This window comes from Shinella sp. (assembly GCF_049651085.1).
Classification (GTDB): Bacteria; Pseudomonadota; Alphaproteobacteria; order Rhizobiales; family Rhizobiaceae; genus Shinella.
In genome coordinates, this window is the sequence record NZ_JBASBL010000021.1 from 62595 (window position 1) to 73417 (window position 10823).

9 protein-coding genes and 1 tRNA gene are annotated in these 10823 nt (G+C 62.6%); 1 reads left to right on the forward strand and 9 read right to left on the reverse strand.

Annotated features, from left to right (window positions below; all coding sequences use genetic code 11):
- Positions 1-20: 20 nt before the first annotated feature.
- The 5 genes from WA950_RS12870 to pcsA form a co-directional block, all read right to left on the reverse strand.
- Complete coding sequence (locus WA950_RS12870) at positions 21-941, reverse strand: ABC transporter permease (protein WP_424552104.1); 921 nt, start codon at positions 939-941, stop codon at positions 21-23.
- Positions 941-2035 (reverse strand): ABC transporter permease, encoded by a 1095-nt coding sequence (locus tag WA950_RS12875; protein WP_424552105.1) that lies wholly within the window; start codon positions 2033-2035, stop codon positions 941-943. The genes WA950_RS12870 and WA950_RS12875 overlap by 1 nt, the downstream gene beginning before the upstream one ends.
- Entirely contained in the window at positions 2025-3566 is a 1542-nt protein-coding gene (locus WA950_RS12880) for an ABC transporter ATP-binding protein (protein WP_424552106.1), read from the reverse strand. Before WA950_RS12880 ends, WA950_RS12875 begins: the two co-directional genes overlap by 11 nt.
- Positions 3567-3656: 90 nt before the next feature.
- Entirely contained in the window at positions 3657-4628 is a 972-nt protein-coding gene (locus tag WA950_RS12885) for a quinone oxidoreductase family protein (RefSeq protein WP_424552107.1), read from the reverse strand.
- 18 nt (positions 4629-4646) lie between these two features.
- Positions 4647-5372 (reverse strand): phosphatidylcholine synthase, encoded by a 726-nt coding sequence (gene pcsA / locus WA950_RS12890; protein WP_424552108.1) that lies wholly within the window; start codon positions 5370-5372, stop codon positions 4647-4649.
- 245 nt (positions 5373-5617) lie between these two features.
- Here pcsA and WA950_RS12895 point away from each other — a divergent pair, with 245 nt between their 5' ends.
- Complete coding sequence (locus WA950_RS12895; RefSeq protein WP_424552109.1) at positions 5618-6826, forward strand: UbiH/UbiF family hydroxylase; 1209 nt, start codon at positions 5618-5620, stop codon at positions 6824-6826.
- On the opposite strand, the gene WA950_RS12900 is transcribed toward WA950_RS12895, so the two are convergent.
- The 4 genes from WA950_RS12900 to WA950_RS12915 all read right to left on the reverse strand — a co-directional run bounded on the left by WA950_RS12900 (position 6794) and on the right by WA950_RS12915 (position 10778).
- Positions 6794-7756, reverse strand: coding sequence for an AEC family transporter (locus WA950_RS12900; protein ID WP_424552110.1), 963 nt, complete (start codon positions 7754-7756; stop codon positions 6794-6796). The genes WA950_RS12895 and WA950_RS12900 overlap by 33 nt on opposite strands.
- Before the next feature lie 42 nt (positions 7757-7798).
- The gene (locus WA950_RS12905; protein ID WP_424552111.1) at positions 7799-8548 is read right to left on the reverse strand and encodes a cytochrome c biogenesis CcdA family protein; all 750 of its coding nucleotides are present in this window, start codon (positions 8546-8548) and stop codon (positions 7799-7801) included.
- Positions 8549-8772: 224 nt separating this feature from the next.
- On the reverse strand, positions 8773-10557 hold the full coding sequence (locus tag WA950_RS12910) for an inverse autotransporter beta domain-containing protein (protein ID WP_424552112.1): 1785 nt from the start codon (positions 10555-10557) through the stop codon (positions 8773-8775).
- Positions 10558-10702: 145 nt separating this feature from the next.
- Positions 10703-10778, reverse strand: a tRNA-Lys gene (locus tag WA950_RS12915).
- Positions 10779-10823: the final 45 nt, after the last annotated feature.

Below are 10823 nucleotides of genomic sequence, written 5' to 3' on the forward strand. Positions count from 1 at the left end.
TTCCCGTGTTCTTGTTCTTCTCACCGATCGGGCACAAACGGCTTGCCCAGAGAGGCAGGCGTGTTGATCAGCGTCATGCGCCGATTGTGTGATATCAGGATGAGTACGATAACAGTGGCGGCGTAGGGAAGAGCCGACAGGAACTGCGAGGGGATGCCGAGGCCGAGTGCCTGGGCGTGCAACTGGCTGATCGAGACCGCGCCGAAGAGATAGCCGCCCGCCAGCAGGCGCCAGGGCCGCCACGAGGCGAAAACGACGAGCGCCAGCGCGATCCATCCGCGTCCGGCGGACATGTTCTCCACCCATTGCGGCGTATAGACCAGCGAGAGCTGCGCACCGGCAAGACCGGCGCAGGCGCCGCCGAACATCACGGCTAGATAGCGTGTGCGGATGACGTGGATGCCGAGTGCATGCGCAGAAGCATGGCTGTCGCCGATCGCGCGGACCTTCAGGCCGGCGCGGCTTTTGAACAGGAACCAGTTCACCCCGAAGACCAGCGCGATGGACAGGTAGAAGATGAGGTCCTGCTTGAAGAGCAACGGTCCGAGGAAAGGAATGTCCGACAGCAGCGGAATGACAATCGGCTGCAGCTTTATGCCGGACATGCCGACATAGGGCTCGCCGATCTGCCCCGAGACCCCAAGGCCGAGAATGGTGAGCGCAAGGCCGGTCGCCACCTGGTTGGCGACGAGCGTCAGCGTCAGGAAGCCGAAGAGCAGCGAGAACAGCGCGCCGCAGGCGATACCGGCGAGAATGCCGATATAGGGCGAACCGGTGGCCTGCGTGGCGGCGAAGGCGAGCACGGCGCCCATGACCATCATGCCCTCGACGCCGAGATTGAGCACGCCGGCCCGCTCGCTGACGAGTTCGCCGAGGGAGGCCAGAACCAGCGGCGTTGCCGCGGTGATGACGGTGAGGAGGATCGCCTCGATCATACCCATCAGACCGCTCCCCCTTCACTGGACCGACCGAGGCGGGAAAACACCACCCGTACCTTGTATTGAATAAGCGTGTCGCAGGAGAGCACGAAGAAGAGCAGCAGGCCCTGGAAGACGCGCGTGACCTTGTCGGAGACGCTCAAGGTCAATTGCACGGCCTCGCCGCCGACATAGGTGAGCGCCAGGAACAGGCCGGCAGCGATGATGCCAAGCGGATTGAGGCGGCCGAGGAAGGCGACGATGATGGCGGTAAAACCGTAGCCGGGCGAAATAATCGGCTGCAACTTGCCGATGGTGCCGCTGACCTCGGAAATGCCGGCCAGCCCGGTGAGCGCTCCGGAGAGCAGCATCGAGAACCAGATCATCCGCTTGGACGAGAATCCGGCGAAGCGCCCTGCCCGCGCCGACTGGCCGAGAACGGTGATCTCGAAACCCTTCAGCGTGTAGCGCATCATGATCCAGAGGCCGATGGCAGCGATGACCGCGAAGGCGAAGCCGAGATTGGCGCGGCCCGACGCGATGAGTTCGGGCAGGATCGCTTCCGGCGCAAAATCGCGCGTGACCGGGAAATTATAGGCGTCCGGGCTGCGCCAGGGACCACGCACCAGCCAGTCGAGGAAGAGCTGGGCGATATAGACCAGCATCAGGCTCGTCAGGATCTCGTTGGTGTTCATATGCGCCTTGAGGAAGGCGGGAATGGCGGCATAGAGCGCGCCGCCGATCATGCCGAAAACCAGCATCAGCGGCAGGACGAGCGAGGAATGCCAGTCATGGAAGACGACCGGCACGATCGCGCCGGCAATGGCGCCGGCGATGAACTGGCCCTCGGCGCCGATATTCCAGTTGTTGGACCTGTAGCAGATGGAAAGGCCGACGCCGATCAGGATCAGCGGTGCCGCCTTGATGGCGATCTCGTGCAGCGACCAGACGTCGAGCAGCGGCTCGATGAAGAAGCTGTAGAGCGCGGAAGTCGGACTTTTCCCCAGAAGCGCGAACATGATGCCGCCGGCAATCACCGTCAGGCCCAGCGCCAGGAAGGGCGACAGGATGGAGAAGAGTGTCGAGGGATTGGCGCGCTTCTCGAGTTCAATGCGCATGGGCCGCCTCCTCGCCTTCCGTCTTGCCTTGCATGCCGCCCATCAGGAGACCGATCTTTTCACGGGTCATCGCCTGCGCCGGATAGGCATCGGACAGCCGCCCCTCGCTGATAACGGCGATTTCGGTTGCCACCTCGAAGATTTCGTCGAGGTCCTGGCTGATCACCAGTACGGCCGACCCTGCCTTCGCAAGGTCCACCAGCGCCTGCCGGATTCGGCTCGCCGCCCCGGCGTCGACGCCCCAGGTCGGCTGGTTGACGATCAGCACGGCGGGCTGGCGGTCCAGTTCGCGGCCAACGATGTACTTCTGTAGGTTGCCGCCGGAAAGCGAGCCTGCGACCGGGTTTTCGCCGCTCTTGCGCACATCCATCGATTCGGAAATGCGCCGCGAAGCGAGGCGAACCACGGCATGGCGGATGATGCCGAGGACGCCGCCGGACAGGAAGGTCTTCCGATCCGACTGGTTTCTAGCCAGCACGAGATTGTCGGACAGCGGCAGGCCGGGCACGGCCGCATGGCCGTGGCGCTCTTCCGGAACGAAGCCCGCACCCATCAAGCGTCGAGCGGTAATGCCGAGATTGCCAGCGCCTTTGCCGCGAATGAAGACGGCCGATGCGTCGGCAACCGGGTATTCCCCGGACAGAGCGTCGAAAAGCTCGCCCTGCCCGTTGCCCGCAACACCGGCGATCGCCAGAATCTCGCCGCCACGCACCTTGAGACAGACCTCCTTGAGCGCAACGGCAAAAGGCGTGCGCGAGGCAACACTGAGATGACGCGCCTCCAGCAGCACGTCTCCCTTGGTGTTGGTCCCGGCCGTGCTCACCGAGGCGACATCGCTGCCGACCATCATGCGGGCGAGCGAGGCCGGCGTCTCCTTGCGCGGATCGCAGGCGCCGGTGACCTTGCCATGGCGCAGCACCGTCGCGCGGTCGCAGATGCGCTGCACCTCTTCCAGCCGGTGGCTGATATAGAGGACGGAGCGCCCCTCGGCCTTCAGCTTGGCGAGCGTCTCGAACAGGCGGTCGGCCTCCTGCGGCGTCAGCACCGAGGTCGGCTCGTCGAGGATGATGAGTTCCGGGTTCTGCAGCAGCGCGCGCACGATCTCGATGCGTTGGCGCTCACCCACGGAAAGGTCGGCGACATGGGCATTCGGGTCGAGCGGCAGGCCATAGAGATGCGACAGGCGCGAGGCTTCGTCGGCCACCTTGGAGAGTGAAATTCCGGGGCTCAGCGACAGCGCGATATTTTCGGCGACCGTCAGCGCTTCGAATAGCGAAAAGTGCTGGAAGACCATGCCGATGCCAAGGCGCCGTGCTGCGCCGGGGCTCGGGATGCGGACGGATTCACCCTTCCAGAGAATGTCGCCGGCAGAGGGCGCAAGGACGCCGAAGAGCATCTTGACGAGGGTGGATTTTCCCGCGCCGTTCTCGCCCAGAAGGGCGTGGATCTCGCCGGGTTGAATTTCGAGGTCGATGCCGTTACAGGCGGCAAACGAACCAAATAGCTTTGTCAGGCTGCAGACAGCCAGCAATGGTCTGCCCCTGCCCTCGGACGCTCCAACGGCTGACAAATCTGCCCCTCTTTCCTGCAATCCCAATCCTTGCCGCCCGTTCGGGTCGTGTCAGGGAATGAGCAGTGTCGTTCCACTCGTTTTTCTTGTTTCCAGATCCGTGTGCGCCCGCCCGGCATCGGCCAACGAATAAGTCTGATTAATATTGATACGCACTTTGTTGCTTCGCACAACATCAAAGAGCGAGTTTGCACATGCATCGAGCGCCGCGCGCGTGGCAATGTAGGCAAAGAGCGTCGGGCGTGTGGCGAAGAGCGACCCCTTCTGGGCCAGCAACCCCATGTTGAAGGCTTCGACGGGACCGGAGGAATTGCCGTAACTGACGAAGAGGCCGCGCGGCTTGAGGCAGTCCAGCGACTTCGGGAACGTATCCTTGCCGACGGAGTCATAGACGACATCGACACCCGCGCCATTCGTCAGTTCGCGCACCCGCTCGGCAAAATCGTCCTTGCCATAGTCGATGACATGGTCGTAGCCATGCGCCAGAGCGAGGTCGATCTTCGCCTGCGAACCGGCCGTGCCGATCACCGTCGCGCCGAGCGCCTTCGCCCACTGGCCGGCAATCAGGCCGACACCGCCGGCCGCCGCGTGGATCAGGATCACGCTGCCCGGCTTTACCGAGTAGGTCTGGAGCAGCAGATATTGCGCCGTCATGCCCTTCAGCATCATGGCCGCCGCCGTTTCCAGCGTAATGCCCTCCGGCACCTTTACCAGATGCTTGACCCCGACGTTGCGCTCGGCCGCATAGGCACCATCGGCCGAAGCGTAGGCAACCCGGTCGCCGATCGCGAAATCCGTCACGCCTTCGCCGAGCGCGGTGATCGTGCCGGCCCCCTCCTTGCCCGGAACGAAGGGTAGGTCCGTCTTGTAGAGCCCGGTGCGGAAATAGACGTCGATGAAGTTGAGGCCGATTGCAGCCTGCCTGATCTGTACCTCGCCCGGCCCCGGCGCGCCGAGCGGCATGTCTTCGAGCTTCAGCACTTCCGGTCCGCCGAGACTGCGGACGACGATTGCCTTGGTCATATCATGCTCCCGATTGATCTAGCGCCGGCCAAGACCGGGAAAAGCCTGCAGCACGCCGCCGATGACATAGAGATAGAGCCCCGTTGTGACGACGCCCCAGACCACCCAGGCCGGCGTGTCGAAATGCAGGAGAAGTGCATAGCCGCTGAGGAGCGACCACAGGAAGAAGATGCCGAGATTGACCATCCGCAAGCGCTCGACACGCACCGGATGCAGGAAGTTGATCGGCATGAAGGTGAGGAAGACGGAGACGAAGACGATGATCGACGCCGTCAGCTCGCTCGCCTTGATCACGAAGAGCGTGAACACCACCATGTTCCACACGACCGGGAAGCCGGAGAAGAAATTCTCTTCCGTCTTCATGCCCATATCCGCGTAGTAGATGGCGCTCGACACCACGATGGCGCCCGCCGCCACGAAGGACCAGGGCTCGCCAATCATGCCGCTCTGATAGAGCGCAAAGGCCGGCAACAGCACATAGGTCACGTAGTCGATGATATTGTCGAGCGTATCGCCCGACCAGTTCGGCAGCACTTCCTTGACGCGCACCTTTCGCGCGATCGGCCCGTCGATACCGTCGACGAGCAGCGCAAGGCCAAGCCACCAGAACATGTCGACGAAGCGATGTTCCGCTGCGGCGACGACACCGAGGAAAGCAAGGAACGAACCGGATGCCGTCAGGATATGGACGGAAAAGGCACGGATTTCCGCGTAGGGTACGCGCTTGTAATTGAAAAGCTTCATTGCCGTTCGCTGTCCATCCCTTGGGGCTTTTGCCCGGCCGCGACCCGCCGAGCCCGCCCTCTTCTGCCGCCACTGCCGGTAATATGCATTGATTGCCGGGCATCGCCAGTGAAAATCAGCCCATGAGCGGCCCGTTCCGGGGCCTGCGCCGATTCATCCCATGGAAATTGCCTCTTTGCGGCTCTAGTCTTGGCCGCTAGAAGCACAGCAAATCTGTGGAAACGTTTCCGCTTCGGAGGTCGGTCATGAGACAATTCGATATCGCGATCGTCGGCGCCGGCCTTGCCGGCAACCTTGCGGCTCTCGCGCTTGCCGATTCGGGGCGCAGCGTCGCGCTGATCGCCCCGCCTGCCCGCGCCAATGACGGCCGCACCACCGCCCTGATGGACCAGTCGATCGCGTTCCTGAAGACACTCGGCCTGTGGGACGAGGTCGCGGGCATTGCCGCCGCGCTGGAAACCATGCAGATCCTCGACGGCACGGTGCGGCTGCTGCGCGCGCCGCCGGTAGCGTTCCGCGCCAGCGAGGTCGGCCTCGATGCCTTCGGTTACAACATTCCGAACGCACCGTTCCTTGCGGTGCTCGACGCCCGTATCGCGGCGTGCAGCAGTATCACCAGGCTGGAAAACGGCGTGACGGCCGCCAACGCCTTCGAGACCGGCGTGGAACTCGTGCTGGACGATGGCGAACGCGTCATGGCTGCCCTCGTCGTCGGCGCGGATGGCCGCAAATCGAAGATTCGCGAAAGCGCCGGCATCGACGTGCGCGCCTGGTCCTATCCGCAGGCCGCCCTCGTGCTCAATTTTTCGCATGAGCGGCCGCACGGGAATACCTCGAGCGAATTTCACACGGAAAGCGGTCCCTTCACGCAGGTTCCCCTGCCCGGCAGCCGCTCCAGCCTCGTCTGGGTCCTGCCGCCGAAGGAGGCGGCCCGGCTGCGCGAACTGCCGGTTGCGGAACTCAGCCGGGCCGTCGAAGAGCGCATGCAGTCCATGCTCGGCAAGGTCACCGTTGAAAACAGCCCGCAGAGTTTTCCGCTGTCCGGCATGACGGCAGATCGGTTCGGCAAGGGGCGCTTCGTGCTGATCGGCGAGGCCGCCCACGCCTTCCCGCCAATCGGCGCGCAGGGCCTCAATCTCAGCCTGCGCGACATCATGGCGCTGCGGGAACTGGCCGGCGGCAGCGAGCCCGTAAACTACGTAACCATCGGCGAACGTTTCGATCGCAAGCGACAGGCGGATGTGCGCACGCGGACGATGAGCGTCGACCTGCTCAACCGCTCGCTTCTGTCGGATTTCCTGCCCGTGCAGTTCATGCGCTCGGCCGGCCTGCATCTGCTGTCGGCGCTGGGGCCGCTGCGCAGCATCGTCATGCGCGAAGGCATCGAGCCCCTCGGCTCGCTGAAGGCGTTTCGTGACGGTCTACGGGAACGGGTCGCCAGGAAGCAGGCCTGACTTGATCAGGTAGAGCAGGATCGTCAGCGTCGCGACGGACAGCACCGTCGTGATGAGGACGGCCGCGGATGCCCGCTCCTGCCAGACGCCATATTGCTGGCCGATGACGAAGACATTGGTCGCCGTCGGCAGGGCGGCGAGCAGCACGGCCGTAAACACCCATATCGGATCGAAATTGCCGGCAAGCCCTAGCACCAGATACATGGTGACCGGCAGCAGCAGCAGTTTGGCCGGTACGATATAGCCGATCTCCACCGGCACGCGTTTCAGCGGCCGCAGCGCCAGCGTGACGCCCATCGCAAAGAGCGCACAGGGGGCGGCAGCCTGCGCCAGATAGTCGACCAGCCGCTGTGCCGGCGCCGGCGGCTCGAAACCGGCAAAGGCCGCGGCAAACCCCGCAGCCGTGGCGATGATGAAGGGATGCGTAACGATCTTGTGCACGATTCCGCCGACGATCTGCATCGTCGGACGCTTTTCACCGCCGGCAAGCGCCATCAAGGCCGGGGCGACCGTGAAATGCAGCATGTTCTCGAAGCAGAAGACGAGCGCCACCGGCACAGCCGCCGGCTCGCCGAAGGCGAGCAGCGCCAGCCCCGGCCCCATATAGCCGATATTGCCGTAGGCGGCGGCGAGCCCCTGGATCGTCGCCTCGCCGATCGTCGCGCGGCGCAGCCACAGCCCGACCGCAAAGATCAGCCCGAAAACCAGATAGGTCGCGCTGATATTGGCGAGGATGAAATCGACGCGCGTCAGTTGCTCGACCGGCGTCCTGGCGACCAGCTTGAAGAACAGCGCCGGCAAAGCGATGTAGATGATGAAGGTGTTGAGCCAGCCAAGCGCCTCGACCGGCTGCCTTGTGATCCTGGCCACCACATAGCCGAGGAAAATCATGCCGAAGAACGGCAGGACCAGTCCGATGATATCCGCCATGGGCCGAGGCCTGCTCCCGCTTGCCGAGGATAGTATCCCCGACTAGCCGATTTGCGAGAGAATGGGAAACGTTTGCTGGAACCAGATGGCGACGGTGCTGATATAGCCGAAGATGAAGGCAAGGCCGGTAAGGATCAGCAAGATGCCCATGGCCTTCTCGACCCTGCCGAGATGACGGCGGAAGCGCACCAGGAAGCGCATGAAGGCGCCGGAAAAACTTGCCGCGATCCAGAACGGCACGGCAAGGCCGAGCGAGTAGACCGCCAGCAGCATCGCCCCGTCGCCGACCGTCTCGCGCGCCGCCGCAACGCCGAGAATCGCCCCCAGCACAGGACCGATGCACGGCGTCCAACCAAAGGCGAAGGCCAGTCCCATGACATAGGCGCCGGACGCCGTCGCCGGCTTGCCGCCGCCCTGGAAGCGCGCCTCGCGGGCGAAGAGGCCGATGCGCAGCACGCCGAGAAAATGCAGGCCCATCAGAATGATGATGACGCCACCGATCTGTGCCAGGATGTCGAGATGCCGGCGCAGCACCATGCCGATGGTCGAAGCGCCGGCGCCAAGGGCGATGAAGACGGTGGCAAAGCCGAGCGTGAAACAGAAGGCCGCAAGCATCACCGCGCCGCGCGTATCGCGCCGCACCGCCACAGCTTCATTGCCGCGGAACTGATCCACGGAAATGCCCGCCATGTAACAAAGATAGGGCGGCACGAGCGGCAGCACGCAAGGCGACAGGAAGGAAAGCGCCCCGGCCAGAAGCGCACTCAGAAGGGAAATATCGGCAATCGACAAGGCACTACTCCGCCACCGCCGGAGGGAGCGGCTTGCGGCCTTGACGACCACCCGCGCCTCCGTTTGCGCCCTCTGATAGCCGCCGCCCCCCTCTCCTGCCAATCACCTTTTGGAGAACGCGGCGAAATGTCATGCATGACCTGGAAAACCGGCGGGCGCGTCATGACGATCGCGCCCGCACAAGTTTGCAAATCGCTAGCAGCTTGAGCTATCCCGACTATTCACTAGAACACGCAGTCAGCCGCATTGGTGAAGGAAACGGTTCCACTTGATCCAAAAGCATAACACTGCGTTCCATAGCTGCCGTTTATAGTATTTCCGATTGACCCCGGCAGGAAGAATCCACCAGAACCAATCATGACATAACCAGAAGAGTGTGGGTTTAGCGTATTATTCAGAACCCTTGATTGCCCTGATCCACTCAAATAAATCATTCCTGACAAAAAATTGTCGGCATAAATATCATTCGCTTCGATCAATGCGGATGATCCACTGCCGACAAACACTCCAAATGTGTTCGAATTGTTAGTTGTTGTAATCTTGTTTCCGTATATCGTTGTATTCGGTGAGAAATCAACAAATACTCCGTGAGAATACGAGTCATCGCCGCCGACTATGTTATTTTTAAAAATGGATGCATTGTTGGCATTCGATACATATACAGAAGCTGCGCCGACGATAGAATATGCCCCTGTTTTTTCGATATACAGTCCACCGAGGACGCTGCTGCTCTGCACAACGACCAGCGCGTCCAAAAGATTGATCGTGCCAGGCGCGTCGCCGATAATACTTCCAGCCGATCCTGCGGCTGTGTAATCCACCTCGACAAGGCTATCGGCACCGCGCAGGCGCAGGGTCGTGCCGCCGCCAAGCAAGGTGTTCTGCTCGCCCAGCACGATTCTGTCGGTTATGCCGTGAAGATCACCGTTGAGCACGACGAGGCTGCCTTGACCCGCCGCGAGCGCTGTATTGAGCGCAGCCGCTCCGTCTGCCGCGTCCACATGGGTCAGCGAGGTGACGACCTCGTCGTTCCACGTGTTGATCGCCGCTTCGCTGGAATCCACCCGGGTGGTCGAGGTGGTGCTGCCCGCCCTGCTGCCGGTGACGATATCGACGTCCCGGACGACCGCTTCGGTCATCCGCTGCTCCATATAGGTCTGCTGCCTCTCATTCACGCCGGCCTGCGGATTCAGTGGAATCGTCAACCGGGCCGAAGCGATAAACTGGTCGCCACGCACCTTGTCGTTCTGATAGGTGAGGCCCACGCCGAGCCGGACGCCAGGAAGGCCGGCAAGGTCGCGGGCAGATAGTTCCAGGCGGGCGCGCGGGCCGCGAATGTCGCCCACGCCGTCCGCCTCGAAACTGTAGGCACCGGCAAACACGCGCGCATCCAGGTTCCACTCCTCGGGAAACACCGGCAAACGCATGCCAACTTCGGCATCGACGCCCCGCATCGCCTTCTCCACCACGGTCGAGGTCGTCGTCGTCGATGTGCGCTGAATGGAGAGCTGGTTGCCAGAGACCACGGCAGCTGCGCCATGTGACGTGCTGGACGACGTGGCCGCGGCCGTGCGCTCGGTATCGCCGAAGGGCAGGTAGACATTGGCGCGCAGGTCGAAGATCTCGCCGAGCGCCTCGACGCCGAGCGTCGCCTGATGGAACGTATTGCCGTAGGCAGAACGGCGAATATCGAAATAACCGTAGGTGCCGAGGTTCCAACCGCTGTCGAGCATATGGCGGAAACCGATACCGAAATTGCCTTCGCGCGCCTGCCTGTTGTCGAACATGCCGCGCAGGTCGGTGAAGACCAGCGAACGATCGTCCTGCCACAGCGGCGCAAAGAGACTGCTTTGCCCGATCGTCCGCCCGTTACCCGCTTGCACGCCGAAATCGATGGCTGCCCCCCAGCGGCCATCAAAGCTATCGGCCAGCGCAGTGGGCGCGAAAAGGCCGGAACAGAGCAAAACGGCAACCGACAAGGTCGCCCGCTCATAGTAGGCTGCAATCATGTCAAGATTCCCCAACCTCAAGTAGTGAGATTCTCTAACACGTCACGTAGGGACGCGAAAGGTCGCATGACGTAGGGGAAGTCAGACCAATGCGGGAAACAGGAAACCGGCTTCTGAAATTCACCAGGGAGATCCAAATCTTCCGTGGTGAGCGCGCAGGGATTCGAACCCTGGACCTACTGATTAAAAGTCAGTTGCTCTACCGGCTGAGCTACGCGCTCCCGAGCGGGACAGCGCCCCGCGGAAGTGGGCGGAACATATGCAGG

Excerpts from the sequence above, each read along its gene's own strand:
- WA950_RS12895 (WP_424552109.1), top strand. The coding sequence starts at position 5,618 with ATGAGACAATTCGATATCGCGATCGTCGGCGCCGGCCTTGCCGGCAAC.
- WA950_RS12875 (WP_424552105.1), bottom strand. The coding sequence starts at position 2,035 with ATGCGCATTGAACTCGAGAAGCGCGCCAATCCCTCGACACTCTTCTCC.
- pcsA (WP_424552108.1), bottom strand. The coding sequence starts at position 5,372 with ATGAAGCTTTTCAATTACAAGCGCGTACCCTACGCGGAAATCCGTGCC.
- WA950_RS12885 (WP_424552107.1), bottom strand. The coding sequence starts at position 4,628 with ATGACCAAGGCAATCGTCGTCCGCAGTCTCGGCGGACCGGAAGTGCTG.
- WA950_RS12870 (WP_424552104.1), bottom strand. The coding sequence starts at position 941 with ATGGGTATGATCGAGGCGATCCTCCTCACCGTCATCACCGCGGCAACG.
- WA950_RS12910 (WP_424552112.1), bottom strand. The coding sequence starts at position 10,557 with ATGATTGCAGCCTACTATGAGCGGGCGACCTTGTCGGTTGCCGTTTTG.
- WA950_RS12900 (WP_424552110.1), bottom strand. The coding sequence starts at position 7,756 with ATGGCGGATATCATCGGACTGGTCCTGCCGTTCTTCGGCATGATTTTC.